This window comes from Maritalea sp. YIW29 (assembly GCF_057219265.1).
In genome coordinates this window covers 1,272,933-1,299,844 of the sequence record NZ_JBXVVF010000001.1, presented here as the reverse complement: position 1 = coordinate 1,299,844, position 26,912 = coordinate 1,272,933, and the positions used below count along the sequence as shown (strand labels likewise).

27 protein-coding genes are annotated in these 26,912 nt (G+C 50.0%); 9 read left to right on the top strand and 18 right to left on the bottom strand.

The window, feature by feature from the left end:
* Positions 1 to 39 precede the first annotated feature (39 nt).
* From AC2D8L_RS06295 to AC2D8L_RS06275, 5 genes are all read right to left on the bottom strand, one after another.
* Positions 40 to 840: an ABC transporter ATP-binding protein gene (locus AC2D8L_RS06295; RefSeq protein ID WP_484684585.1), complete on the bottom strand. Its 801-nt coding sequence runs from the start codon at positions 838 to 840 to the stop codon at positions 40 to 42.
* The gene (locus AC2D8L_RS06290; protein ID WP_484684584.1) at positions 837 to 1,811 is read right to left on the bottom strand and encodes an ABC transporter ATP-binding protein; all 975 of its coding nucleotides are present in this window, start codon (positions 1,809 to 1,811) and stop codon (positions 837 to 839) included. Before AC2D8L_RS06290 ends, AC2D8L_RS06295 begins: the two co-directional genes overlap by 4 nt.
* A 2-nt stretch (positions 1,812 to 1,813) precedes the next feature.
* Positions 1,814 to 2,653, bottom strand: coding sequence for an ABC transporter permease (locus tag AC2D8L_RS06285; protein WP_484684583.1), 840 nt, complete (start codon positions 2,651 to 2,653; stop codon positions 1,814 to 1,816).
* 8 nt (positions 2,654 to 2,661) lie between these two features.
* On the bottom strand, positions 2,662 to 3,609 hold the full coding sequence (locus tag AC2D8L_RS06280; RefSeq protein ID WP_484684582.1) for an ABC transporter permease: 948 nt from the start codon (positions 3,607 to 3,609) through the stop codon (positions 2,662 to 2,664).
* A gap of 68 nt (positions 3,610 to 3,677) precedes the next feature.
* Positions 3,678 to 5,219, bottom strand: coding sequence for an ABC transporter substrate-binding protein (locus AC2D8L_RS06275; RefSeq protein WP_484684581.1), 1,542 nt, complete (start codon positions 5,217 to 5,219; stop codon positions 3,678 to 3,680).
* 355 nt (positions 5,220 to 5,574) lie between these two features.
* Between AC2D8L_RS06275 and AC2D8L_RS06270 the strand changes: the two genes are divergently transcribed.
* Positions 5,575 to 6,453: a MurR/RpiR family transcriptional regulator gene (locus tag AC2D8L_RS06270; RefSeq protein ID WP_484684580.1), complete on the top strand. Its 879-nt coding sequence runs from the start codon at positions 5,575 to 5,577 to the stop codon at positions 6,451 to 6,453.
* Between the two features lie 70 nt (positions 6,454 to 6,523).
* Here AC2D8L_RS06270 and AC2D8L_RS06265 read toward each other — a convergent pair whose 3' ends face one another.
* From AC2D8L_RS06265 to AC2D8L_RS06230, 8 genes are all read right to left on the bottom strand, one after another.
* A complete protein-coding gene (locus tag AC2D8L_RS06265; protein ID WP_484684579.1) occupies positions 6,524 to 7,372 on the bottom strand; it encodes an ABC transporter permease in 849 nt (282 codons plus the stop codon).
* Between the two features lie 10 nt (positions 7,373 to 7,382).
* Entirely contained in the window at positions 7,383 to 8,669 is a 1,287-nt protein-coding gene (locus tag AC2D8L_RS06260; RefSeq protein ID WP_484684578.1) for an ABC transporter permease, read from the bottom strand.
* Between the two features lie 61 nt (positions 8,670 to 8,730).
* The gene (locus tag AC2D8L_RS06255; protein WP_484684577.1) at positions 8,731 to 9,825 is read right to left on the bottom strand and encodes an extracellular solute-binding protein; all 1,095 of its coding nucleotides are present in this window, start codon (positions 9,823 to 9,825) and stop codon (positions 8,731 to 8,733) included.
* Positions 9,826 to 9,897: 72 nt separating this feature from the next.
* Entirely contained in the window at positions 9,898 to 11,013 is a 1,116-nt protein-coding gene (locus tag AC2D8L_RS06250; RefSeq protein WP_484684576.1) for an ABC transporter ATP-binding protein, read from the bottom strand.
* 37 nt (positions 11,014 to 11,050) lie between these two features.
* Positions 11,051 to 11,833, bottom strand: a complete 783-nt coding sequence (locus AC2D8L_RS06245) for a maleate cis-trans isomerase family protein (RefSeq protein WP_484684575.1) — start codon at positions 11,831 to 11,833, stop codon at positions 11,051 to 11,053.
* Positions 11,823 to 13,010 carry a M24 family metallopeptidase gene (locus AC2D8L_RS06240; RefSeq protein ID WP_484684574.1) on the bottom strand — a complete coding sequence of 396 codons (1,188 nt, stop codon included), beginning with the start codon at positions 13,008 to 13,010 and terminating at the stop codon, positions 11,823 to 11,825. The genes AC2D8L_RS06245 and AC2D8L_RS06240 overlap by 11 nt, the downstream gene beginning before the upstream one ends.
* Positions 13,003 to 14,196 carry a diaminopropionate ammonia-lyase gene (locus tag AC2D8L_RS06235; RefSeq protein WP_484684573.1) on the bottom strand — a complete coding sequence of 398 codons (1,194 nt, stop codon included), beginning with the start codon at positions 14,194 to 14,196 and terminating at the stop codon, positions 13,003 to 13,005. The genes AC2D8L_RS06240 and AC2D8L_RS06235 overlap by 8 nt, the downstream gene beginning before the upstream one ends.
* Entirely contained in the window at positions 14,190 to 15,356 is a 1,167-nt protein-coding gene (locus AC2D8L_RS06230) for an amidohydrolase (protein ID WP_484684572.1), read from the bottom strand. Before AC2D8L_RS06230 ends, AC2D8L_RS06235 begins: the two co-directional genes overlap by 7 nt.
* A gap of 15 nt (positions 15,357 to 15,371) precedes the next feature.
* Here AC2D8L_RS06230 and AC2D8L_RS06225 point away from each other — a divergent pair, with 15 nt between their 5' ends.
* The gene (locus AC2D8L_RS06225) at positions 15,372 to 15,926 is read left to right on the top strand and encodes an Lrp/AsnC family transcriptional regulator (protein WP_484684571.1); all 555 of its coding nucleotides are present in this window, start codon (positions 15,372 to 15,374) and stop codon (positions 15,924 to 15,926) included.
* A 195-nt stretch (positions 15,927 to 16,121) separates the two neighbouring features.
* Here the strand turns inward: AC2D8L_RS06225 and AC2D8L_RS06220 are convergent, their stop codons facing one another.
* Together AC2D8L_RS06220 and AC2D8L_RS06215 are read right to left on the bottom strand one after the other, a co-directional pair.
* Positions 16,122 to 16,934, bottom strand: a complete 813-nt coding sequence (locus AC2D8L_RS06220; RefSeq protein WP_484684570.1) for a DUF4344 domain-containing metallopeptidase — start codon at positions 16,932 to 16,934, stop codon at positions 16,122 to 16,124.
* An 8-nt stretch (positions 16,935 to 16,942) separates the two neighbouring features.
* A complete protein-coding gene (locus AC2D8L_RS06215; RefSeq protein ID WP_484684569.1) occupies positions 16,943 to 18,835 on the bottom strand; it encodes an ABC-F family ATP-binding cassette domain-containing protein in 1,893 nt (630 codons plus the stop codon).
* A gap of 215 nt (positions 18,836 to 19,050) precedes the next feature.
* On the opposite strand from AC2D8L_RS06215, the gene AC2D8L_RS06210 reads away from it, so the two are divergent.
* The 3 genes from AC2D8L_RS06210 (at position 19,051) to AC2D8L_RS06200 (ending at position 20,726) form a co-directional block, all read left to right on the top strand.
* Positions 19,051 to 19,512, top strand: coding sequence for a hypothetical protein (locus AC2D8L_RS06210; protein ID WP_484684568.1), 462 nt, complete (start codon positions 19,051 to 19,053; stop codon positions 19,510 to 19,512).
* 105 nt (positions 19,513 to 19,617) lie between these two features.
* Positions 19,618 to 20,040, top strand: a complete 423-nt coding sequence (ndk, locus tag AC2D8L_RS06205) for a nucleoside-diphosphate kinase (RefSeq protein WP_484684567.1) — start codon at positions 19,618 to 19,620, stop codon at positions 20,038 to 20,040.
* A 149-nt stretch (positions 20,041 to 20,189) separates the two neighbouring features.
* Positions 20,190 to 20,726, top strand: a complete 537-nt coding sequence (locus AC2D8L_RS06200; RefSeq protein ID WP_484684566.1) for a COG3904 family protein — start codon at positions 20,190 to 20,192, stop codon at positions 20,724 to 20,726.
* A gap of 176 nt (positions 20,727 to 20,902) precedes the next feature.
* Here AC2D8L_RS06200 and AC2D8L_RS06195 read toward each other — a convergent pair whose 3' ends face one another.
* The gene (locus AC2D8L_RS06195; RefSeq protein WP_484684565.1) at positions 20,903 to 21,796 is read right to left on the bottom strand and encodes a LysR family transcriptional regulator; all 894 of its coding nucleotides are present in this window, start codon (positions 21,794 to 21,796) and stop codon (positions 20,903 to 20,905) included.
* Between the two features lie 137 nt (positions 21,797 to 21,933).
* On the opposite strand from AC2D8L_RS06195, the gene AC2D8L_RS06190 reads away from it, so the two are divergent.
* The 3 genes from AC2D8L_RS06190 (at position 21,934) to AC2D8L_RS06180 (ending at position 23,301) form a co-directional block, all read left to right on the top strand.
* Positions 21,934 to 22,116, top strand: coding sequence for a hypothetical protein (locus AC2D8L_RS06190; protein ID WP_484684564.1), 183 nt, complete (start codon positions 21,934 to 21,936; stop codon positions 22,114 to 22,116).
* Between the two features lie 11 nt (positions 22,117 to 22,127).
* A complete protein-coding gene (locus AC2D8L_RS06185; protein ID WP_484684563.1) occupies positions 22,128 to 22,553 on the top strand; it encodes a DUF4260 family protein in 426 nt (141 codons plus the stop codon).
* A 235-nt stretch (positions 22,554 to 22,788) separates the two neighbouring features.
* Entirely contained in the window at positions 22,789 to 23,301 is a 513-nt protein-coding gene (locus tag AC2D8L_RS06180; protein WP_484684562.1) for an SRPBCC family protein, read from the top strand.
* A 228-nt stretch (positions 23,302 to 23,529) separates the two neighbouring features.
* On the opposite strand, the gene AC2D8L_RS06175 is transcribed toward AC2D8L_RS06180, so the two are convergent.
* Complete coding sequence (locus tag AC2D8L_RS06175) at positions 23,530 to 23,910, bottom strand: VOC family protein (RefSeq protein ID WP_484684561.1); 381 nt, start codon at positions 23,908 to 23,910, stop codon at positions 23,530 to 23,532.
* Positions 23,911 to 23,981: 71 nt separating this feature from the next.
* On the opposite strand from AC2D8L_RS06175, the gene AC2D8L_RS06170 reads away from it, so the two are divergent.
* The gene (locus AC2D8L_RS06170) at positions 23,982 to 26,075 is read left to right on the top strand and encodes a molybdopterin-containing oxidoreductase family protein (protein WP_484684560.1); all 2,094 of its coding nucleotides are present in this window, start codon (positions 23,982 to 23,984) and stop codon (positions 26,073 to 26,075) included.
* An 18-nt stretch (positions 26,076 to 26,093) separates the two neighbouring features.
* Here the strand turns inward: AC2D8L_RS06170 and AC2D8L_RS06165 are convergent, their stop codons facing one another.
* A complete protein-coding gene (locus AC2D8L_RS06165) occupies positions 26,094 to 26,858 on the bottom strand; it encodes a sulfite exporter TauE/SafE family protein (RefSeq protein WP_484684559.1) in 765 nt (254 codons plus the stop codon).
* Positions 26,859 to 26,912: the final 54 nt, after the last annotated feature.

The following is a 26,912-nucleotide window of genomic DNA, read 5'->3' as shown; positions in this document are numbered from 1 at the left end:
TTTGCAAATCTCCAAAAATTTTGATCACCATGCAACGCGTTATTTGGAGGAAATGCGAGGGATTGATGCAAGCAGTTTGCGCGTATATTCGTGCTGGGGCGCTTCAAAAATTTGGCGTTTGTCGCCCATTTCGACGATTTTGCCTGCGAGCATCACCGCCACGCGATCACTGATATGGCGCACAACGCCAAGGTCATGGCTGATGAACAACATCGAAATTCCACTGTCTCGCTGCAGTTTTTTGATCAAGTTCAATACTTGGGCTTGGATCGACACATCAAGCGCAGATACTGCCTCATCAGCGATCACCAGCTTTGGTTTTAAGATCATGACGCGGCCAATGCCGATGCGCTGACGCTGACCACCGGAAAACTCATGGGGGTGCCGTTTCATCACTTTTGGGTCCATCCCAACGGTTTCAAGCGTATCGGCAATGAGTTTGCGGGCGTCGGCCCAGGTTTCGCATATTTTGTGAATAAAGAGCGGCTCTCCCAATGTTTGCTCAATGGTCAAACGCGGGTTGAGTGATGCAAAAGGGTCCTGAAAGATCATTTGAATTTCACGCCGCAACGGTCGGAATTTTGCCCGAGATAGGGGGAGAAAGTCTTGCCCCTCAAACAAAGCTTGCCCGGATGTCGACTTTTCCAAATGCGTAAGGGTCCGCCCAACGGTGGACTTGCCACAGCCAGATTCTCCGACAAGGCTTAAAACTTCACCGGGCGCAATATCAAACGACACCCCATCAACCGCTTTAATTACTTTCTTCTCACCCAGAAGACCCGCGCCTTTCGTATGAAAATGGGTTTTCAGGTCAACGAGGCGCAACAATGGGTCGGTCATGATGACTTTCCTCCTGCAAAATGGCACTGCACGCTGTGACCCTGCTTGTACTGGGTTGTTTCAGGCGCGGTGGAAGCACAAAGGTCGGTTGCGATCGCGCAACGTGGATGAAAAGCACATCCCGTCAAGGTTTCGTCCAAAGTTGGCACCCGCCCCGGAATGGCTTCAAGCCACTCAACGTCATGATCGACGACGGGAATCGAATTTAGAAGCCCGCGTGTATAGGGATGAGCCAATTCTGCAAACAGGTTAGCTGTCGGCGCAGCTTCAGCGATTTTACCGCGATACATTACGGCAACCTTGTCGCAGGTTTCAGCAATAACCCCAAGGTCATGGCTGATTAGGACAATGGCGGTTCCCATGCGTTTTTGCAGATCGGCCATTAACTCGAGAACTTCTTTTTGGACCGTTACGTCAAGCGCTGTCGTCGGCTCATCAGCGATCAAAAGCTTTGGGTCACACGATAGTGCCATCGCAATCATCACGCGTTGACGTTGGCCGCCGGACATTTGGTGGGGGAAACTATCAATTCTTTCAGACGGATTTGGAATGCGAACAAGTGTCAGCAATTCAACAGCACGGTCACGGGCTGCTGCGTTTGAAAGCGATTGATGTTGTTGTAGATTTTCAACAATCTGATCACCAATGCGGTAAACTGGGTTTAGGCTTGTCATAGGCTCTTGGAAGATCATCGCCATCCGGTTCCCCATGATGGCACGACGTTCGTTTGCGGACAGGGTAAGCAGGTTCATACCGTCAAAATGAATTTCACCGCCCGTAATCCGAACAGTGGTGCCGCCCAGCAATCCCATGATCGCGAGGGACGTTAGGCTTTTGCCGCATCCGCTTTCTCCAACAATGCCTAGGGTTTCATTCTCCTCAACATTAAAGGATACATCCTGCACGACAGGTAGCAGCTTGCCACCGGTACTGACAGCAATCTCAAGGTTTTTAACTTCCAGCAATGCCATGACTAAACCCCCGCAATATCGTCTTTGAAGCGGGGATCGATGCTATCGCGCAACGCGTCGCCTACTAAGTTCATTGAAAACACTGACAAAACAATCAGCATGCCGGGATAAATCAGAAGCCACGGCGCGCGGGTCACATAAATTCGCTCTTCAGACAACATGTTGCCCCAGCTGGGGACTTCCGGTGGCAAACCAAGGCCCAGAAAGTCGAGCGCTGCGGCCTGCAATTGAGCGAATGCAAAAATGAAACTCGCCTGTACCAACAACGGTGAAATCAGGTTGGGCAGAATATGGCGGAAAAGAAGGGACCGATGGCTAGCCCCTGAGCAAATGGCTGCATCAACAAACACCTCGCCTTTTAGTTTCAGCGTCATGCCATATAGAATGCGGGCGGTCGTTGTCGCATATACTATGCCAATCACCAGAATGGTGTTGAATACGCTGCGTTCCAGCAAGGTGATGAGCACAAGTGCCATCAACAAAGCGGGAAAAGCCATCAACACATCGATGCCGCGCATCAAAAAATGGCCGAGCCGGGTGAAATAGGCTGACATCATACCAATCAGTCCACCACAAACCAAGGCAACCACGACGCTTCCCACCCCGATTAACACGGTCATCCGAGCGCCGTAAATTGCGCGTGAAAAGGTGTCTCTCCCAAAATGGTCGGTACCAAAAAAGTTCAGAAAACTTGGTTCAGCCAGACGACCGACTGGATCAATTTCTAACGGGTCAAAGGGCGCAATTAGCGGCGCCGCAATTGCCGCGACAATGATGAGGCAAAGCCAGATGAACCCCAAGGTGGCGAGCTTACGGCCGGTGAATGCATTGCGAAAAAACATGATTGCGTTCATTTTAAAGAAACCCTTGGGTCTAAGCGCGCATAGGCGAGGTCAACCAACAAGTTGATGACCATGTAAAGGACGACAATCACAAGAATAACACCTTGGATGACCGGATAGTCACGACGCAAAATCGATTGCACAACTAGGCGTCCAATACCCGGAAGCGAGAAAACCGTTTCGGTGACAACCGCTTCTGAAATTAATGCGGCGAACGTAAAGCCGAAGGCCGCGGCCACAGCAATTAATGCATTGCGGAACACATGTTTGATCGCAACCTTTGTGGGGTGAAGTCCCTTGGCTCGAGCAGTGCGAACATGGTCCTCGCGAGAAACATCAAGCATCGACGCGCGCACAAGGCGTACAATAAGAGCAGCATTTGGCGCAGCAAGCGTCAGGCTGGGGAGGAGCAAATAGCGTAGATTCGTAATGCCACCATGGTCGCTAAGGGACGGAAATCCAGAACTTGGAAACCAACCGAGCGTGACCGAGAAAATCATAATCAGATATAGGCCAAGCCAAAACGTTGGCATGGATGCGGCCAACATGGCGCCGCTGGATGCGATTTGGTCAATCCATGTGCCGTGTTTCGTGGCCGACAGTACGCCGATCGGTATGCCGATCAAGATGATCCAAACCATTGTCATCGATGCAAGCAAGATCGACGTTTCAGCGCCACTGGCGATAACCGACAAAACAGGTTCGCCAAAGAAAATTGAAGTGCCTAAATCGCCTTGCAGGACGTTGCCAAGCCAATAAAAATATTGAACCCACAATGGCTGATCAAAGCCCATTTCGGCTGAAAGCTGTGCCACTTCTTGAGGCGTCGCAGTATCACCAAGCAAGATCGCTGCGGGATCGCCGGGGATCAAGTGAACAAAAAGGAACACCAGTACTGAGGCCGCCAGAAGCGTCGGGATAAGCGCCAAGAGGCGCTTAGCGGTATAAGCAAGCATATTGCCCTCGATATTGAGAAACTGCGAAGTAACCCCCGCTGCGTGAAAGCAGCGGGGGAGAGGAAACGTTATTTTGAAACGTTCCAGAAGCTTGGCCAGATCAAAGTCTGTTCGCCAAGACCTTCAAGTTTTGGCGAGGCGATGTTGTATGTGTACACATCACCCGTCTTCATGGTTGGAACTTGCTCGTAAATTAGAGCTTGGATTTCAGCCCAGATAGCCTGACGTTCAGCAGGGTCTGAAGATGCTGTGAAGCGATCTTTAAGCGCTTGCTTTTCAGGAGTTGCCCACCAACCAGGATAGTTGTCGTTCATTACCGAGATCAAAATTGGATCGGGAACAAAACCGTGGTGCGTGAAGAAAAGGTCCCACTGATCAGGCTGCGCACGTTTTTCAATCAATGTCGCCCAGTCATAGACTTGCAAGTCTACATTGAAGCCAGCTTGCGCCAACTGCTTGGTGTAGATGATCGCACTGTCATAGTGGAAAGCATAGTTCGTAGAGACCATGAACTTGATGGGCTCGCCATCATATCCAGCTTCTGCAGCCATTGAACGGGCAGCTTCAGCGTCGCCTTTAGAGAAATTCTCCGCACCAGAATCTGAGAACCATACATTGCCTTCAGGGGCGAATGATCCGTTTGCGCGCCAAAGACCTTCAGGACCAATTGCGACTTGCAGTGCTGGTGTTTTGTTGATGGCAGTTTGAATTGCACGACGCAGCGCAAAGTTTTCTTTCAATGGACCATCGCTAGAGTTCATGAAAACCAGACCAAAGATCGGTCCACCATTCAGCATAGTCTTTACGCCAGCATCTGCATCAAGATCGGCAAAGAGATCGCCTGGGATGCTTTCTGCATAATCATAGTCACCAGCACGAACGCCAGCAACGCGTGTACCTACGTCTGGTACAGGAATGAAGCGCAATGTGTCGAAATCAGCAACACGAGCACCGCCATAGCCGTCAGCTTCGCCGGCGGGCGACGCATAGTCGTCAAAGCGCGTAAGTTCGATATACCGGTTTGCTTCCCATGCGTTGAAAGCATAAGGGCCAGTGCCAATATAGTTTTCAGATGAGATTGGCTCTTTTGTAGCACCACTCACAACGCTAGCCGGGTAAATCGCCGGACCACCATTGATGAAGGCCATTAGATTTTTCCAAGGGCCAAACGGCTCCTTTAGCTTCAGCGTAATTTCAAAATCGCCAGTTGCCGCAACACTGTCCACGTGATCAAAAATCAACGAACCGCGAGAACCGTACTCGCCCCAACGCTGCAATGATGCAAGAACATCAGCTGAGGTCATGTCTTGGCCATTGTGGAACTTCACGCCTTCGCGCAATGAAATGACGATGGTTTTGCCATCAGCAGATACGGTTTCGCCGGACGCCAACAAAGGTACCGGAGAATTTGATCCATCAAAGGTATAAAGACCTTCGAAAATGTGGTGTGCGATTGTGGTTGCCAAGTCCGATGTGATCACTTGTTGATCTAAGCTGGGTGGCTCACCCACAGTGGCGTACCGCAACATGCCGTCGGCATTTGCGCTGTTTGTCAGGGCAAATAATGCCCCTACGGCAAGCGCCGATTTCATCCATTTCTTCAAGGTCATTTTTTCTCCTCCGGTATTATTTTGTTGTTGCCAACATATTTAGGCATTGTAAGTAACTTACAAAAATTGGACAAATATTCGCATTTGCCCCATACTCCCGCTAAATAATGTAAGTTACTTACAAATCCAAGTCAACAAGAACAACGGCATAATGGCGTGCAGACACCGAAAACTGGGCATCTGGCTGCGTATATCGCAGCATCAATTACTTCTTGCGTAGTCGGAGGTTGTCATGCAGAACATTTTCGCAATCTAAGCACGAACGATTATTGGTTTTGTCAGAGCGCACTAACGATTGACACCAACATCAAATGGAAATAGTCGCCAAATTGCCGGCAGCAAAAATAGGTTCACGATGACCAAGATTATCGACATCATTTCAAGAATGCGCGAATTGCAGGGGACGCTTCCAAAACGCGAACAGTTGGTTGCCGACTTCGTTCTTGCCAATCTCGAGCAGATTTCATTTCTATCGCAACATGAAATTGCCGAAGCGACCGGGGTCTCAGTGGCAACAGTCAACAGGCTTTGTACCTCAACGGGCTGCGATGGTTTCCGTGACTTTAAAATTCGGTTGGCGCAAAGCGTAGCAGTTGGCCTGCAATATCTAGGCGCGCCAAACGGCGACCAGTCAAAGTCAGGCCAATTGATCACGCAGGTTTTCAGCACTTTGGTTGATACGCTCACGCTGGCCAGCAGCCAACTCGACGGTCAAATTGTCGAACAGGCAACCGATGAACTGGCAGCGGCCCGGCGTATTGCTTTTTTGGGCGTTGGTGGTGGCTCTGCTAATGTCGCGCGGGAAGGGGCCAACCGTTTTTTCAGGCTTGGCATCCCAGCCGAAGCACATTCAGATGGATACCTTCAACGCATGGTGTCGTCGACTTTTAGCGAGGGCGACGTGCTGGTTGCCATCTCGTCGAGCGGACAACCAGCAGAATTGTTAGATAGTGTCGCGATTGCACGTCAATATGGCGCGCGAACCATTAGCCTAACCAAAAGCGGGTCAGATCTCGCGGCGATTACCGACATTTCAGTGCAAATCGACATCCCCGAAGACCAAGATATTTACACGCCAACCGCATCACGACTTGTTTATATCGCTATCGTTGACGTGTTGGCCGCCGGCGCTGCGCGCAAGCGGCCCGAGTTGGTCAAAGAGAACTTGCGACGCATTCGGACCTCACTTACTCCATTGTATAAGGATACGAGCCCAAAACCTGTTGGCGACTAAATGTCCAAACGATGATGAGTTCTCCCAACTAAGCATCAGCGTTGGCACGACTAGGAATGCGTTCGCAGTCCTATGTCGAAATTCCCCTAAGGCGTTCTGAGCGTCGACGTAAAAGCTCAACAGCTGTCAGCAGTCCAATCGACAGAATGACCAGAATTGTCGCAACAGCCAGAATGGTGGGGCTTATTTGCTCACGTAAACCAACAAACATTTGCCATGGTAGCGTTTTTTGAGCCGCTGAACCGACAAACAAGACCACAACCACTTCATCAAACGATGTCACAAACGCAAACAATGCACCCGAAATTACGCCGGGCAAAATAAGGGGCATTTGCACCTTAAAGAATGTGCGGATTGGGCCCGCGCCCAAGCTTGCTGATGCACGGGTCAGGGACTGATCAAATCCAACCAATGTCGCCGTCACCGTGATGATGACAAACGGAACCCCCAAGGTTGCGTGGGCCAGCACCACACCAAGATACGTACCTTGCAACCCCAAACGGGAGTAAAAGAAGTACATACCTGCCGAAGAGATAATAAGCGGCACGATCATCGGGGAAATCAAAATCGCCGTGATTGTGCCCCTGAATGGCATGTGGCTTTGACTAAGCCCGATGGCCGCTAGCGTGCCAAGAACGACAGAAACCAACGTGGCTGCGGGGGCAATCTTTATCGAATTGCTTAAAGCATGTTGCCAGTCAGGGTTAGTGAAGAAATCCATATAATGCTTTAGCGAATATCCCTTGGGATCTAGCGCCAGCATTTCTGGGGTGAACGTAAAAAAGTCTTGCGCATTAAAGCTGAGTGGAATGACCACCAGGATCGGTGCGATCAAAAAGAAGAAGACCAAACCGCAAATCACGCGAAACGAATAGAACCATAACCGTTGAATGGGAGAAGCATAAATGGGGAGTTGCATAGAAATTCTCCTATCCTAAACTTACATTTCGAATGCCAACCAATTTGTCATAGGCAGCATAGAGGATGAGCACGGCAAGCAGCAGAATGGCACCAAGTGCGGCCGCCAAGCCCCAGTTCAAAGAACTAGAGATGTGGAACGCAATCCGGTTAGAAATGAACGTTCCGGTTGTGCCGCCGACCAGTTCTGGGGTGATGTAATAGCCGATTGACATAATGAATACCAAAATTCCGCCAGCGCCAATTCCAGGCGCAGACTGCGGGAAATAGACCCGCCAAAAAGCAGTCCAATCATTTGCGCCAAGCGACTTTGCTGCACGCACATATGTAGGTGAAATGGTTTTCATCACGGAATAGAGCGGCAAAATCATAAAGGGCAACAATATGTGGGTCATAGCGATGATTGTGCCGGTCTGATTGTTCATCAAGATCAATCGTTCGCCGTCACCTATCAGGCCTACCCAAACCAAAATGTCGTTGATGACACCTTGTTGTTGTAGCAAAATCTTCCACGCCGACGTGCGCACCAACAAAGACGTCCAAAACGGAAGAAGCACAAAAATCATCAATATATTGGCATGTTTTGGGGCCAAGTTGGCCAGCAAGAAAGCCACGGGATAGCCCAGCAAAAGGCACATCAGCATGATCGCGCCACTCATTACAAATGTACGTGTAAATAGTATGCCGTAAATGCGCTCATCTTCATCAAGTTGCTGGATGCCTTCTGCACCGCGTTTTAGGTCAACCGCGTTGAGAAAATAGCCGTCGGTAAATCGAGATGAGAATGCAGCAATTGTCTGCCAAGTTTCGAACTGGCCCCATTTTTTGTCGGCATCAATCAGCTTGGCCTTGAACGGCCCATCAGTCTCGATATCCCATTTCTTGACTTGCCTTCCAGTTTTGCGGAAAAGCGAAGACATGCCAGTACGCTCGTAGTTCAGCCGAGAACCAAGTTGTGTGTGTGTTTTGCTCGTAACAGCGATTTTTAGATCTGCAGCCAATGCATCAAATACTTCGGGTCTGGGAATCTCGTTTGATTTGGGATCCCACTTCCCGAGTGCCTGCACAGTCCTTGGGAGTGTTTCGGCAACAATATCATTTTCTACCGAGCGAAATAGCATGTCGCCAATTGGCAGCGCAAATGACATCAGCACGAAAATCAACAACGGTAAAACCAAGCCAAATGCTCTAAATTTTTGCCGCCGAAGAGCCTTCGAAAGACGCTGCTTTAACTGCAGGCGGTCTTCATGCTCCTTACTAGCGATGTAATCTATGTCTGTTTGAGCGATGTTAGCCATGATGCCTCGCGGGTTTATACATTAGAAATGGAGGGTACACAGTGGCACCCTCCACAAGGTTTTATTGAGATAGCCAAGTTTGGAATTTCTTGTCCAAATCATCGCGGTAATCAGCCCACCAAACATAGTTGTAAACGAAGGTGTTTTTCGCATTTTCGGGGTTCGTTGGCATATGAGGTGCCATATCGATGCCCAATGTTGCGTGCTTGCCGACTTTGCTTGCTGACGACGCGCGGGTGGGGCCGTAAGAAATATAGGCCGCTTGGTCCGCTAAACGTTGCGTGTCAGATGAATAAGCCGCCAATTTCAAGGCTTGCTCTTTTTGAGAATCTGAAAGGAATTGAGGGATAATCCATCCATCCAGATCGAACACCTGAGCGTCCCAAAGCATTGAAATCGGCTGTTCTTGCTCTACGATTGCTGAGAACAAACGACCGTTGAAAGTTGAGCCCATGATCACTTCACCATCGGCAAGCAATTGCGGGGTATCTCCAAACGATGTGTACCAAATAACTTGGTCTTTGATGGTGTCGAGTTTGGCAAACGCACGCGCTTGGCCTTCATCTGTTTCCAAAACATCATAAACGTCTGCTTTGTCTACACCGTCGCACAAAAGAGCCCATTCAAGGTTGTTGATCGGGCGTTTTTCAAGCGAACGACGTCCTGGATAGGCCGCAAGGTCAAACAACGCACAGATATCCGTGGGCGGTGTGTCACCGACAAGGTCATTGCGATAGCCAACTGTAGTTGAGTAAACAATAAGCGGAATGAAGCAATCGGAAACGATAAAGTCACCGAAATCTTCACTTGCTGGCGTGCCGTCAGGTGCTGCTGGCAGAAGAGCATCATGGTCGATTTCCATCGCCAACCCTTCATCACACAAACGAATGGCATCTGAAGCTGTTACGTCAACCAGGTCCCATGATGTATGACCAGCTTCCTTCATGGCCCGCAATTTGGCAACAGATTCCGCTGCACTATCACTATAGATAATGTTCGTGCCAGGGTTAGCTTCCATATATGGCATGTGATAGGCATTTGCCTGCGACTTTGCGTATGCACCGCCCCACGACACAACGGTCAAATCTTGGGCCAGCGCACTGCCGCTAAGTGCTGCCATTGAAGCAACAAAAGTTGCAAGAATTTTATTTTTCATATTCTCCTCCGTTTTCCCGATAATCAAATTCCTGCCTCGTGTCGGGCCACGAGTAGGATAGTTTTTTGTTGGTTAGGCTGGCGCGTCCAAGGCGTGGCAATCTTGCGCCAACCAACCAATTTCAATTTGCTGTCCAGGGTTCAGGCGCACTTGATCCGGCGCATTTCTCGTCTTGACGATGAACTGCTCGTTGTCAGCGACCTTCAGTCGGGTGCGGAAAACGTCGCCCATATAAATAAATTCTAGGACTTCAGCCTTGATCGTGTGGGCGTCTTCGGGCAAACGAGCGCGGTTGAATTCCACTCGCTCAGGCCGGATTGAAACCTTGGCTTTGTCGCCCTTCGAAAGATCCGCGACGGGCTTTGTATCAATCACTTCGCCATTGCCCAATCGAACAGTTGCGCACTTGGCGTCTATCTCTTCAACCACTCCATCCAGCGTGTTATTTTCGCCGATGAATTGCGCGACAAAGCTGTTTTGAGGTGACTCATATAGTTGGTCTGGTGGCGCAAGTTGCTGGATACGACCATCTTGGAAAACCGCGACACGATCTGACATCGTTAGCGCCTCGGTTTGATCGTGAGTCACGTAAACGGTCGTAATTCCGAGCTCATGCGCCAACCGCGTAATTTCAAATTGCATTTGCTCGCGCAGTTGTTTGTCCAATGCGCCAAGGGGCTCATCCATCAACACCAACTCTGGCTCAAACACTAAGGCACGCGCCAAAGCGATACGCTGTTGCTGGCCACCGGAAAGTTGTGCCGGCCGGCGCGAGCCAAAAGCGCCCATTTGCACCATATCCAGTGCGCGTTTCACTTTCGCCTCGCGCTCGGCGGGGACCAGTTTTCGCACTTCCAAAGGAAATGCCAGATTTTCAGCCACCGTCATATGTGGAAACAGCGCATAATTTTGGAAAACCATGCCAATGCCACGCTTATGCGGGGGGATGTTATTGATCGGTTTGCCATCCAGCATAATCGACCCATGCGTAGCCGTTTCAAATCCGGCCAACATCATCAAACATGTTGTTTTTCCGGACCCTGAAGGGCCAAGCATCGTTAAGAATTCGCCCTTGGGCACATCCAAATTCAGGTCTTTGACGACAAGGTTCTCACCGTCATAGCTCTTTTGGACGCCTTCAAATCGAACGAAGCATTTCTCAATATTTTGCTCAGTTACTTGGCTCACGATACTCCTCCCAGTCCTGCAATTGCAGGGCTTGTTATTATGTTTGCGTGCGGCTTTCGCCCTCAGTCGCATTAATCTGCGGCATTGATTTTTGCAGAATGTGGTTCGCCATTTGATCCAGGCCGGCCAACCGCGCCATGTTCCACGCCAGTGCAGCATTGCTGGACAAAACAGGTTTGCCGACAAGGGTTGCGGCTTCACTCAATATGTCTGCGCTGCGCAATGCTGTGCATGAGACGACAACTAAGTCGCACTCAACGCCTGCTGCTATCTTCTCAACAGCCTGCACAATTGAATTTGGTGATATGCGCGAAACAATTTGATCGTTTGATTGTTCAAATGATCCGTAATTTGCGATTTCAATTTTGGACTTTTCGAACGCTTGGCGCATCCGTAGTGACACCTGATCAATATAGGGGCTCAAAAAGCAAATCTTCTTCGCCCCCAGAGCGGCACATGCGGCCAGCAAGCTGTCAATCGGGTCGGTGACTTTGGTGCCTGGTACGACGTTTTCAATTGTGCTCGCCACTAAATCAGAGCCTAAAACGGTCGATGCAGAGGTGCAGGCATATCCAACAACATCAAATGAAACCGCTGAGGGCAGTAGTGAAACGACATCAGGTAATTCACTAATCATGCCAAGCAATGACTGTGTATTGATATGCGGCACCATCGGTATTCTGGTATGATAGAGGCCGATCTGGTCGCCGCTTAAATATCGATTGATTTCATATTCAACCGTCTCATCTGATTGCAGCACAACCAGACCAAAATTCGCTTTGGTGCCGATACCCTCATCTATTGTGTAATCAATTGACATATTGCCCCCCAATCACAACCAGCTCGTCGGGTGCCGGAATATTCAAAAACTGGGGCTCACCGTCGCGGATCACAATATTCTCTTCGTGAACCATCACTTTGCCCGCGCCATACCCAATTGAAGGCTCAAGCGTAATCACCATATTTTCTTGTAAAACGGTGTGATCAAATGGCGCGAGTGATGGCCACTCGGTGAGTTGACTACCCAACCCGTGGCCAAAGCGACCAACACTGCCGCCGCCAAATCCTGCATCTTCAATGACATTTTGCATTGCCGCAAATACTGCACTACAGGCAACGCCCGGCCGCGCGGCTTCAAGTCCAGCCTTCGTTGCGGCCAACAAAGTTTGGTAGACATTCTTGGCGTTTTCAGACGGAGCGCCAACGGCGAAATTGCGGTCAAAGTCACAAAAATACCCGTCAAAAACAGCACCTGTATCGAGCATGAAGATATCTTTGTCTTGCAAGGCGCGATTGGAAGGGGGCGAAATGACGTCCGCATAACCATCTTCATCTGCGCCGCCCACCAGATAGGGCACGTCGTCAGCACCCTGTCGCAAAAGTTCCATTTTGAAGGCCCGGAAAGCCTCAATCACGGGCTGACCAACGGAAAAGAGTGTGGGCGCATTTGCAAAACTGCGAGAAGCGATTTGGCCAATATGGGCAATCTTTTCAATCTCAGCTTCGCTTTTGATCATCCGCAGCTCTCGGACCATCGGTGTCGCATCAACAAAGTTCAGTCCTGGCAGTTCATCTACCAGACGCTCATAATCCGCTAGCGGCATGAAGAGCCGTGTTTCATGGCCTTTCAAAATGCCAATTGTTTTTCCCGCCGTGGCCAATGGTGCGAGCAAAGATTGCAGCAAGCTGACACCGTCATCATCAGGGTTTGGCGCGTCCCACGTTCGAATATCGTCAAGCCATGTTTCACCCATCAACGCCGCACCAATTTCTGGTATGATCGCAATGGGTTTGCCCGTCGCAGGCACAAAGACAAACCACGGCCTTGTTGGGCTTTGCCAAAACAAGGTCCTAAAGCCTGAAAAATAGCGCACCTCTGGTTCGCTCATCACCAGCAAGCCGTCGAGCCCATCGCTCGCCATAAACCGCTGCGCGCGCTCAAGGCGAGAAGCGTATTCGCGCTGGTCAAATCCGCGTTTTGGGCCGAGATTAGGCATGCTCAAGTTCTCCAATCAGTCGATTGTAAGAGACAGGGTCTGTAATGCCCTCTGAGCCAATAAACAGAATGCGTGAGTTGGTATCGATGCCCAGTTTTGCGCGCAATTCGGCATCTTGGCTGATTGCAATAAAGGCACTGACCCCGGCAACGGCGCTCTCGCCAGCTAGGATTTTTGGATCTCCCTTTTGCGGGGACTTGAGCAGTTCCAAAGTAGGCGCAACGAGGGCTTCGGGAATGGTGACAAAGTCTCGCGCGGTCTGTTCAAGAATTTGCCAGGCAAGGGGTGAAGGTTCACCGCAGGACAATCCCGCCATCACTGTTTCATCTTCGATTTTGAACTTGGTGCGCTTACCGTTCTTTGCGCTGGCAAACAAACAGGCAGCCAAATTTGGTTCTACGATGACGGCGCGCGGGCAGTTTTGTCCCCAATATTGATCAAGATATGCAATTACGGATGCAGCCAGTCCACCGACGCCGCCTTGCAGAAATACATGCGTGGGCGCTGCGTCCAACCGGGCGCAAATCTCGCTGGTCATAACACCGTATCCTGCCATGACGTCCTTGGGCGCTTGGGTGTAACCATCCCAAGACGTGTCTGACACAATAAACCAGCCGTTCTCTTCTGCTTCTGCACGCGCCAAGCACACAGAATCGTCATAGTCGCCAGTAATCCGGATGATTTGGGCGCCAAATTCTGCGATGGCATCCTCGCGGCTTTTGCTCACTTCTGCATGAATGTAAATCTTGCATTTGGCGCCAAACTGTTGGCAGCCCCAGGCTAGCGATCGACCGTGATTGCCGTCTGTTGCACTGACAATCGTTATCGCGCTCACTTCCTGAACTAACTTGCCTTGCCGGATTTCAGCAGCGCTAACCTCACGGCCGAGTTTCGTTGTAAGTTCTCTTTTGAGCACTTGCAGCGCTGCGTACGCACCACCCAACGCCTTGAAACTATCCAGTCCGAAACGCTCGGCTTCGTCTTTGTAATAGATCTGCGCCACATCACATGACTTTGCTAAGCCATTTAGGGCGTGCATCGGTGTCGGCGCATAACCCGACCATGCCGTAATTTCGTTAATTGCGGTTTGGAACGCTTTGGAAGTCAAAACATCCTGCGTCGCTGTGCCCAATTGGGGCTGAAATGACACGTGGGAAATTTCTTTTGGGGCAAATTGATTTAGCATTGCGTCGTATTTTCCTGAGCAAGACGGTCCATTACCAAGCCAATCCAAAAATTGGCACCTGTTAGCAACGCGTCATCATTGAAATCGTATTTAGCGGAGTGCAGCGGCATCGCTGATGCCCCTTCTTCACCATTGCCAAGAAGCAAAAAGCAGCTTGGAATTTTCTGCCCAAATTGAGCAAAGTCCTCTGAAAAACTCATGGGTGAACGGTCCGCGTTCACTTGATCTGAAACTCGCTTGGCGACACGAACAGCATGATCTGTTGGCGTGATCGCATTTATTGTTTCAACGAATTCAGTTTCAAAGGACAAATTGGCTTTGACATTGTGCGCCACGGCGACACCTTCACAGATTTGGTGCATTAGCAGTTTTACCTGATCGCGTTGGGCGCTGTTGCGCGTTCGCACATCGCCCTTGAGTTGTGTGCGGCCGGGCAGGACGTTTCTTGCGCCATCTGTCAAAAACTCGGTCACGGACAAGACCACGCCAGCATCCGGGGCCAATTTGCGCGCCACGATCGTTTGCAACGCATCAACCACATGCGCGCCAACAACAATCGTATCCGTACCTTTGTGCGGCATTGCAGAATGTCCGCCTTGCCCAACAATATCGATTGTAAAAATGCTCTCGCTTGCACAAATCTCACCCGTTCGCGTTGAGATTTCGCCCAAGGGCGCGCCCGGTAAATTGTGCAGCGCATAAATTTCTGTAATGCCATACGGGTCCAGAGTGCCCTCATTGAGCATCGCTTTTGCGCCCAAGCCATTTTCTTCGTTTGGTTGAAAAACAAAGACGACCGTGCCGTCAAATTGCTCGTTTTGTGAAAGCTGTTTGGCCGCGCCCAGCAACATCGCCATATGTCCATCATGCCCACAGGCGTGCATCACACCAGCGTTCTTGGATGCATAGGGCAGGTTGGTCTCTTCGGATATGGGCAGGGCGTCCATATCTGCACGCAGTCCAATGGCTGTTTTTGACGCGCCTTTGCGCAAAACGCCGACAACGCCGACACCTTCATGGACTTCAATTTCCAGCAACTTAAGTTGCTCAACAACTTTGGCCTTGGTCCATTTTTCTTTGAACCCAAGCTCTGGGTAGCTGTGAAGGTCACGACGCAACTGGGTCATGAATTCAACTAGATTTTTTTCATCGTTCGTCATTTGCGCCTCCCTTCCTTGAACAATCATGGAACAGAATTCGCTCTGGATTTCGTAGTTGTTTCATGGGACAGTTCCGAACTTCGTATAGATTTTGACGAGAAGGTACGGATTTCGGACGTGGATGAATTTGATCGTAGAATACTGGTAGCTGTGCAAAACGACGCACGTTCTACCGCAGAAGTCATCAGCGAAAGCGTTGGGTTATCGGCTCCAGCTGTGCAAAAACGGCTAAAGAAGTTGCGTGAAACTGGCATAATTGAAAAAGAAATTGCCGTCCTAGATGGCGATAAGTTGGATCGCAAACTAACGGTGATTGTCGACGTCACCCTTGAACGTGAGAACTTCGTCGCCCTTGAAGCATTCAAGCAAAAGATGCGCCAATGCACCAAAGTGCAGCAATGTTATTATACAACAGGGGATACCGACTTCACGTTGATCCTGCAGCTTCACGATATGCAAGAATATGAAGAGTTCACGAAGGAAAACTTTTTCGAGCAGGGCAACGTGCTGAAATTCAAAACATCTGTGGTGATGGATCGTGTGAAAGTTTCGCTTGATGTTCTTGACTGAACTTGACCGAAATATTGAACGATCTTGCTCGCAATTCAGAACCAAAAATTGATAATCTGAGAAAGTTCGTCTCGACTCTAGTCTAGAATCGCGCGTCGTCGGCTCCCCGATCAACTGACAAGATTGTTGGGGTCTACTTGCGGTCGCGTTGCCCGCACATCCGCCTTTGACCCCCGCAAGTCTGCAATGCTGCCATTACCCCTCAGGATTTTTCAATATATCCTCAACCACCAGGTCTAAGAACATTGCTGTGAGCTCGTAGCACATCACAACTTCTTCGTTTTCTGGATCATAGTATGCATTGGGCGTATCGCAGTTTTTGCCAATAAAGCGAGCAGCTTTTGGCAATACATATGTTTCGTTGATTTCAGCGGCAACGAACTCAAGCAACTCGGCCTGTTTGAATATCTCGGCAGCATATTCAAATTCTTCGTTTGAAGGCTCATATTCAACGGTGATCGGCTGTCCGCCTTCGCCTTGGCCGACAAACGCCTCACTCAACCGGAGCCAGTTTTGGGTCAATTGTTGATAGTCAAACGAACAGCTTTCTTGCCGCTCATCCTCAATGCCGACCTGCGTTGCGACTTCGGCAAAAAGGTCAGGGTCAGCGCCAACCATCAGGCATATAATTTGAAAGGCGCGTTGGATATCCAAACTATGGGAATCATAAAACTCAGCGTCTGAGATCACATCGTCAGTGGCGGAGTTGTTCGACAAGAACCAGCTATGGGCACTGTCCAGCAGCACTGTGTCTTTATATTCGTTTTCAGCGTGGAGCAGCATCAAGGTTGCAATATTGTCGGCAGCGTCTTCTTCACGGCCCAAAATGGGCAGTTCGAATTGAGAAACAAATAGGTGGCCTACCTCATGATAAAGCACATAGGCAGCGGCATTTTGGGCAAACTGTATGGCTTCTGTCGTTTGTTCGTCAGTTAGATCCTGCGCGACAGCTGGTGCAGCAAAAATGATGCTCCAAACCAGTCCAATTGCCAATCCTAGCTGTTTCATAACTCCCCCTATCGCGAAGCTTGTTCCTTCTCCGCTTTTTCCAGTGCGTCAACCTTATCGAGCCAATCGGCTTCTGCCAAATCGATTTTTTCCCGCGCTTCAGCCCGTTCTTTACCCAATTGCACGGCTTTTGCCGGATCATTGCTAAATAGTTCAGGATCGCTAAGCTCTTCGTCCAGCCTTTTGACTTCTTTATTCAGCTTGCTCACTAATGCGTCTAGCTCTTTGATTTCTTTGCGCAAAGGAGCAAGTTCTGCTCTTAAGGCCGCCGCTTGTTTGCGGTCTTTTTTCCGGTCGGCTGGCGTTTGGTTTTTCGTTTTGTCGTTTTTCTTGTCGCCTTTGCCGCCAATAATAGAGCGCTGATAGGTATCAAGATCATAATCGCAGACAGAAATGGTGCCATTTTCAGCAATCCAAAGCTGATCAACCGTCGCTTCAATCAAGTGCCTATCGTGGCTGATGATCAACACTGCGCCTTCATACTCGTTTAGCGCCTGCACAAGGGCGTCACGGCTATCGATGTCCAAATGGTTGGTTGGCTCATCCAAAATCAGCATGTTAGGGCCGGTAAAGGTAATCAAACCCATCAACAGCCTTGCCCGTTCGCCACCAGATAGGTTTTCGGCTAGCGTATCCATGCGCGACGTATTCAAGCCCATTTGAGCAATGCGAGAACGGCGTTTTGCTTCGCTGTCATACGGCATCAGCGATTCGACATGTTCGATTGGGGTTTGCTTGGGTTTGAGCATATCCATTTGGTGTTGGCCAAAATGGGCAATTTCAAGCTTACGCGCCTTGTTCAGGTACCCATTTTGTAGCTGCAATTCACCGGCGAGCAGTTTGGCAAAAGTAGATTTACCATTACCGTTGACCCCAACCAGCGCAATCCGGTCTTCAGGGTCAATCCGTCCGTTGATGTTGCTCAAAATACGTGTTTCGCCATAACCAGTTGCCGCATCCCGCAAATCAATGATCGGCGCAGACACAGCCCGTTTTGGCTGTGGGAATGTAAACGGAGAAACATGTTCATCGAACATGGCTGAAACAGGCTTGATCTTTTCCATCCGTTTCAAGCGAGATTGGGCCTGCTTGGCCTTTGAGGCTTTCGCGCGGAAACGGTCCACAAACGACTGCATATGTGCCAATTGCTCAAGCTGCTTTTCGCGTTGCTTATTGTTCAATTCCATTTGCAAACGCCGATTGGCTTCAAATTGATCATATTTGCCGCGATAGAAGGAGAGGTCGCCGCCTTCCAAATGCACGATCGAGTCGACGGCCTTGTTCAGAAGGTCACGGTCGTGGCTGATCATGAAAACAGTATAGGGATAGTTGGCCAAATAACGCTCCAACCACAAAGTGCCCTCAAGATCCAAATAGTTGGTCGGCTCGTCCAAGAGCAGTAGGTCAGGCTTAGAAAACAAAACCCCCGCCAAAGACACGCGCATCCGCCAACCGCCAGAAAGGTTGGCGCAGGGCTCCGCCTGACGTTCAGCGGAAAAGCCGAGGCCTTTCAAAACAGCGCTGGCCCGCGCCTCTGCTGAATGGGATTCGATTTCAGCCAGCCGCGTGTAAACTTCGCCAATGCGATTTGGGTCGGTTACGGTTTCTGCTTCTTCGAGCAGCGCCAAGCGTTCTTTGTCGGCGCTCAACACAATGTCCATCACGCTGTCGCTGGTCGCGGGCGCTTCCTGCGCTACCGCGCCAATCCTGGCGCGCTGGTGAATTTCAAAACCGCCGCCGTCTGGCGCAAGCTCGTTTTGCAAAATTTTGAACAGGGTGGTTTTACCCGACCCGTTAGGCCCAACGAAACCCGCCTTGACGCCACCCGGTAGCGAGAGGCTTGCATTTTCGAACAGTGTGCGACCTTCGATGAGATAAGTCAGATTGGATATTTGCAGCATAGGTCGGTCACATATTTCTGTTTTTTGAAACAAGTCGGAACGAGCCGGCACTTGTTTCAGTTTGCGGCGTTTTGATAAATCTCAAATGGATTTGAGGCTTGTGTACTTGAATTAGGGGCGTAATGGCCATTGTTTTTCTACAACGTTTGAAGAAAACCATGTAATTTATGGATTAATGGGCTGTTTGGCACGATAAAGAAGAGGCGAATTCCAATATGAACATCAAAACGATCGTTGCCAGCCTGGCAGTTGTGTTGCTGGCTTTGGCAATTACGATTTGGGTCAATCCCGGCACTAAACCGGAACGAAGTGACACCAACCCGGAACTAAGCGAAACGAATAGCGAGTTGTTCGATCCGAACGCTGCGCCAAAAGAAGCCATTCAACGTGCATGGCGAACCGGGGATAGTTCTGTACAATTGCAATATACCTACACCGGGCCAAACCCATGCTGGCAAAAGGGCAACACCCAATCGCTTTCAATTGAGGGTGATACAGCGCAGCTGAAATTGATACCAGAAATCCGCGACGGGTTTTGTGCTGAAGTCATGACACCGGTATCATTTGATCAAGTGATTGAAATACCGACAGAAGTTGAAATTTTGGTCGTGGAAGTTCATCACCAAGAAGGTGGTTTGATTGAGCACAATGAGCTTTGGATCGAGCCAAGCGAATAGGGCCGAACTTGGGCTAATCGAATAAGCATCACACTAAGGCTTGTTTCTTTAGCAAAGTCGGCGTAAAACCGCGCCCAAATTCTCCCTGACCTTTAAGGAACTAAAATGGCTCTGGAACGTACTTTTTCGATCATCAAACCTGATGCAACTAAACGCAATCTAACTGGCAAAATCATTGCTAAGTTTGAAGAAGCTGGCCTTCGCGTTGTAGCATCAAAGCGCATCCACATGACCCAAGCACAAGCTGAAGGTTTCTACGCAGTTCATAAAGAGCGTCCATTCTTTGGCGAGCTTGTTGAATTCATGATTTCTGAGCCAGTAGTTGTTCAAGTTCTTGAAGGCGAAAACGCAGTTTTGAAAAACCGCGAAGTTATGGGCGCAACAAACCCAGCAGACGCTGACGCGGGCACAATCCGTAAAGAGTTCGCGCTTTCAATTGGCGAAAACTCAGTTCACGGTTCTGATGCACCTGAAACAGCTGCTGAAGAAATTAAATACTTCTTCTCAGACGACGAGATTGTTGGCTAATTTAAGCTAACCATATCTAAAGTAGAAGAGGCCGTATTCCTTAATTGGAGTGCGGCCTTTTTTCATGCGACGCCCAGAGACCGCAACGCTTGTTTGATCTTATTTTCGCGTGATAGGCTGACCTCTCCATCATAGTGCGGGGAACGGAAATGAAAACTTATCTGTTGGCGATTTTCGCATTTTTGACTGCAGCCAGCGCCATGTTGGTGAGCTTGGCCCAGGCTCAGGACTACACCCCAATGAGCTTCACCCATGATGGAAACAAAATTATCGCGCGTGGCGTGATTGATGGCGACACGTTGGATGCGTTCGACGATATTGTGGATGAGTATCCAGACGCAAAAACGCTAGTTCTTCAACAAGTTGACGGATCAGCCGACGACGAGGCGAATGTCGAATTTGCCCGAATTGTCCGGGAACTGGGGTTCACAACCATTGTGCCGTCCAACGGTTTGGTGGCGTCTGGCGGCACCGATCTGTTTTTGGCTGGCGCCAAACGTATTCTAGAAAGTGGGGCCTGCGTCGGTGTTCATTCGTGGGCCGCCGAAGAATTTACGGCCACCGATTTGCCGCGTTCTGATAATGAACATGATCGCTATCTTGATTACTACGATGATATTGGCATTGACGAGCGCTTTTATTGGTTCACGCTTGAAGCTGCGTCTGCAGACAAATGCACTGGATGACCAATAGCGAGGTGGCAAAGTTTGGAGTTGCCACGAAACTGCCGGATCACTCGGTTCAGCGGTGGCTTGTAACAGTCGATAGGTCTTTGTTTACATTGATTATTTGTCCATCCGGTTGCTTCGAACCCAAGGGGACTGCTAAATGGCTCTAGTGATCAACAGCGGTCAATTCTGAGTTACGAAATGACATCCGCATAGGGGTGTTTCAGCTGTTCCGCCAGATAGTCCATGAGTAATCGAACTCGCTTGTTGTAGCGGACATCTGAGTGACAGGCGACCCACAAGTCGAGGCTGGGTAGCGGCACCTCTGGCAACACTTGCTCTACGCCATTCCACAGCGCAGCCAAACCCTGATGTGTCACCCCGACACCTAAACCCGCCCGGATAGCTGAAATGTGTGCGAGAATGCTATCCGTCCGGAGGCAGAAATCGTTAGCGCTAAGTTCAACACCCAACATTTTGGCCACCTCGATCAACGAGGTTTCTCTGTCGAATCCAATGAACGCATGATTGCGCAAATCGTCTATGGAAGTTGGTGAGCCATTTCGGTTCAAATAATCGGTGTGCGCATAAAGGCCCAAGGGCAGTTGCGTAACTTTGCGTGCCACCAAGTCCACTTGGGTCGGCCGGAACAAACGGATAGCCATGTCCGCATCACGCTGTAGCAGATTGGACGGTTGGTTGGTAATAACAAGTTCTACGGTGATGCTGGGATTGTCTTGCATAAATCTTGTCAGCAAAATTGGTAGTATCATCACTCCAAAAATCTCGTTGGCGGAAATTCGAACGGTGCCAGAGACGTCTTCGTCCAAACCTGAAGCCAGCCGTTCGAATGTCGTCGCAGATTCACCCATTTGTCGAGCGATGGCGACAAGATCTTCACCCCTTTGAGTAAGCGTCATCCCTTCGCGTCCTCGTCGAAAAAGGGGCACTTTTAGTTCAGCCTCTAGCAAATCAATGTGTCGCCCAACTGCGGGTTGTGTCAGACCCAACTTGCGTGCTGCAGCCGACAGGCTTCCGGTCTCCGCAACGGTCTGAAAACTTCGAACGAGATCCCAAGAATAGCGCATCAGATTACCTATATAATTTATTTAATACCAACTATCAAAATTTGGGCAGTTTAAAAAGAATATTATATGGACGATTTTTTCCTCATCGCAATCAGGGGTGCCAAACATGTGCCGACCTGCAACATAGGGCCAAAAAAATGATCTTCGCAATTACAGCCACAACATTCGCCGTAGCCGTCATAGTTTGCCTATTGGCACCGCGGGTTGCCGCTAATTTCTGGGACACACTGACTGGCACAATCGCAGCAGCCGGCGCGATCTGGTCGGCAAAGCACCCAAGCACATATCAGCGGGCTGAAAATGCGCGTCGTCAAAAATGAGGAGAGTAGAAATGCAAAACCAAGAAACATTGAAAGACTCAAAGCTAGCCCATGGATACGCCATTGGCGGTGTGCGCTGGGCACTGAGAGTTGAGGGCCTCGCCGTGTTCGCCACCGCCCTGATCGCCTACGGACAGTTGGGCGGGAACTGGTGGTGGTTTCTGGGCTTGCTTTTGTGGCCTGATCTGGCGTTTTTTGCCTATCTCAAAAGTCATAAAATTGGTGCCGTCGTTTACGATGCGGTTCATTCATATATTGGTCCCCTGATTTTGGGAGTAGGCGCTCAGCTCACCGGGATGCCTCAATTATTGTTGTTCGCAATCATTTGGGCAGCACATATCGGTATGGACCGATTTGTCGGCTATGGTCTCAAATATCCAATCAATCCCGACGTAACACACCTTGGCGTGAAGGGAAAAAGTCAAAATCGAGATTGAGTCTTCAGCCACCAAAATGTCAGCAAACTTCGTCGAGCGCCCTCATTTGAGGGCGCTTTTTTTGCCCAACCTATCAGCGAGTTCTGAATGCAACAGACCTTTGATATAAGTTATTTTATATCAACTATGAAAAGATGGGCAATTTATATTAAAAATTGCGTGCGTTATTCCTTAGTCATCGTAACCAGAAACTCTCCAACAAACCAAGGAGAGCCATTAACAAAGGAACAACATTATGAACATCGCAATTACAGCTACTGCAGCCTTTATCGCACTCATTGGAGCCGGATATGTTGCCGGTCAATTCACCAGCCAGTCAATCTACACAGAGATCCAAATTGACGCGCCCGCAAGCGCGGTGTGGGACGAGTTGGCCGATACTGACCGCTATGCCGAGTGGAACCCATTTGTGCGCAAACTCGACGGAGAATGGGTAGTAGGAAACCACCTCAGCGCAACCATCCAGCCAGAAGGTGGTACCGGAATGGATTTTACCCCTGAAGTTCTTGTGTCAGACGAAAACAGTGAACTGCGCTGGGTTGGGCGGCTCGGGTTTTCTGGAATTATGGATGGTGAGCACCATTTTATTCTGGAAGAAACAGCTGACGGCAAAACCCTGTTGCGTCACGGTGAGACCTTCACAGGAATGTTAACCAACGTATTGTTCGGTATTCTTGTTGAAGATACAACGCGCGGTTTCAACGAGATGAACGCCGCCCTCAAGGCTCGGGTCGAAGCCAACTCCTGAGCATCAAAACAAAATCGAGTAGATCCCCTCAGGGAAACCTGAGGGGATCTAACGTTGCTGAGTTTCCCGAGGTGGCGAACCGTGACATTTTCATGCAACAGCTGTCGCGTCGATCTGCCAACCGCAGTCTTTTTTCAATGAAGAGCCAAAATTGTATCGGAAGAGCCGCATATGAAACAAACAAGCGGGTATCTTTGTGGCGTTTCGCGGTGGGGGCAGTCGCTTGCATCAGTTGGCTGAGGTATATATTTCGATTTTCTGGCCAAACATAATCCTGTGTCCATCAATCGTGCGGATGCCGAACTCGCGCATGCCGTGTCTCTCGTCGGTGATGGGTTTGATTATCTCCACACCCTTTTCCTCGAATTCGCTATAGAGGCCATCGACCGCTTCAACCCCAATATAGGCGATATAGGAATGGTCGCCGGTCTCACGCGCTGCCGGAGTATCAGGACAATCACCAGCCAAGAAACTGACATTGTCGCGCTCGTAAAACCGCCAGCCGGGATCACCAACCTCATGAATGCTAAACCCCAAAACAGTTTCAAAATAATGGCTCGTGGCCTCAAGGTTTTGAACAGCTATGACATACCGCGGCGTCTTAAGCATATTGATGTTCCCTCCCATGGTGGTGTTTGCTACAGATAGTGCACCCGAACTAAGAATATAAGATCGATGAGATGAACAAACCAATCCCGCGCGAGATCGCTCGCTCTGTATGCCCCCATGATTGTCCGTCCACATGTGCGCTGGACGTCGAGATAATTGACGACAATACAATTGGTCGGGTGCGCGGCGCAAAAGATGATCCCTATACAGCTGGGGTGATTTGCGAGAAGGTCGCTCGATATGCTGAACGCGTGCACCATCCCGATCGGCTGCTTTATCCGCTAAAACGCATTGGCGGCAAGGGCGAGGGCAATTGGCAACAAGTCAATTGGGACGATGCGCTGGACGACATCGCTGCGCGTTTTTTGGACATTGAAGCCCAACATGGCGCAGAAGCTATTTGGCCCTATAACTATGCGGGCACAATGGGCCACGTAATGCGTGATGGCATCGAGCGCTTGCGCAATTCCAAAGGATATTCACGCCAATATGGCACCATATGTTCGATGATTTCCTGGGCAGGCTTTGTCACCGGTACTGGCAAATTGATGGGCGTGAACCCAGAGGAAATGGCCAAGTCTGACGTTGTGGTGATTTGGGGCACCAACCCCGTGCACACCCAGGTGAATGTGATGACCCACGCCATGCGCGCGCGAAAAGAACGCGGTGCTAAAATTGTCGTGGTCGACATCTACAATACAGCCACCATGAAACAAGCCGATATTGGCCTGATTTTGCGCCCCGGCACCGACGGCGCATTGGCGTGCGCGGTGATGCATATATTGCTACGCGACGGGTTAGCTGACCGCGAATATATCAGCAAATTCACGGACTTCTCGGCAGAATTTGAATCTCATCTAAAGGATAAGACACCTGAATGGGCGGCTGAAGTAACCGGGCTAGATGTTGCGCAGATTGAAGAATTTGCAACATTGGTTGGGCAGAACAAAAAGAGCTATTTCCGGCTTGGTTATGGTTTTACGCGCCAGCGAAATGGCGCGGTTGCCATGCATGCAGCGCTTTCCATTCCGGCGATGACAGGCGCTTGGATGGAAGAGGGCGGTGGTGCCTTTCATTCCAACTCGGGCACTTGGGATTTGGACAAGACCGACCTTGAAGGACAAGACCTGCAAGAGACGCCGACCCGCCTGTTGGACATGTGTGAAATCGGCCCCATTCTGACCGGCGACACCAAGGCGCTCAAGTCTGACCTGCCCATAAAAGCGCTGCTGGTGCAAAACACCAACCCGGTGGTTGTTGCGCCTGATCAGGACAAGGTGCGCAAAGGATTTATGCGCGATGACCTGTTTACGGTAGTGCATGAGCAGTTCATGACCGACACCGCCAAGCTTGCAGACTATGTGTTGCCCGCCACCATGTTCCTTGAGCATAATGATTATTATACACGAGGTGGTCATACCCGGATTTTGAACGGCCCCAAAGTGATTGATGCGCCCGGCGAAGCAAAGTCGAACCATTGGCTATTCGCTCAGTTGGCCAAGCGATTGAATAGCTCGTCTGCAATATTTGAAATGTCAGATCGTGAACTGATTGAGCACACGTTTAAAGCTTCAAAAATTGAAGGTGCAACCGCGTTTGAAACAACGGGTTTTGTTGACAAGGAACGAGCTGCCGATGCAGCGCACTATCGCGACGGTTTTGCTTGGCCAGATGGCAAATATCGCTTCGCGCCAATTTGGGAAGAAACGCGCAAAACCAAGGGCGTTGAGTTTGTATGTGACCCATCCATCATGCCCAAATTTGCTGACCATTGGGATGTGAACGAAGCATGTGACAAGCGCCATCCGTTCAGATTGGCGACCAGCCCGGCGCGGGCGTTTCTCAATTCGTCCTTTAACGAAACACCGGGTTCGCAAAAACGCGAAGGGGCACCAAAGGCCCATGTTCATCCAACGGATGCAGCAGCGCATGGCATCGCAGATGGCGATATGATTCAGATTGGCAACAGGCGTGGCCAAGTGACTCTTTTTGCAAAGCTTTTTGATGGCATTCAAACTGGCGTGTTGATTGTTGAGGGCCTTCATCCTAATGCAGCGCATGAAGACCAAATAGGCATCAACACGCTGATCGGGTCTGATCCGGTACCGCCATTTGGCGGTGCAGCGTTCCATGATTGTGCGGTGTGGATGCGAAAAGCCGAGTGAGCTTCAGCCCGGTTTGTCCTAAAAATATTGCACGTAAAAGAAATAGACTGTCAGCCCAACACCATAGATGATCACAAAATTCCTAATCAGCGACGCTGGCAGCAAATAGGCATATTTGGCGGCAATAAAACCGCCGATTGTCGCGCCGACGAGCGCAACAGTGCCGGACTGCCATTCAATTGAACCGTTCATCGCAAATCGAATAACTGCGGTGATAGAAACCAAAAATGAAATGAGCAGTTTCAGCCCGTTCATCGCGTTTAGGTCTTTAAAACCGGCCAATACCAAATAGGCCAGCAAGATTATGCCTAGGCCTGCATTGAAGAACCCGCCATAAAAGCAAATGAGGGCGAGAAGGGCGGCGGTGACGATTGAACCGGTTCTAGCCGCGCTCTGGGAGTTGGAAGACCGACTGGCCAGCCAAGCGTTTATTTGTCCGCCGAACGCAAAGGCGAGCACCGCAAAGCCCATCAACCACGGGATAAGGCCAGAAAATTGCTCGTCTGACACGCGCAATACCGCTTCAGCACCTAAATACCCAGCGATCAGGGAAATGATCGAATATTGAAGCAATTTGTTTTTGTGGCGCAGAATATCTTCTTTGAAGCCGACCGCGCCGCTGCCATACCCGGGCAGGCAGGCGAACGTGTTGGTCGCATTGGCCATAATCGGCGGTACGCCCACAAAAAGTAGTGCTGGGAATATGACAAAAGAGCCGCCACCTGCAAGCGAGTTAAGGGCGCCAGCAAATAGTCCTGCGCCAAACAATATGATGATATCCAATTTCAGCGCCCCTTCGAATTGCACCCATTGTTTAGCGAAAACCGAACATGCGCA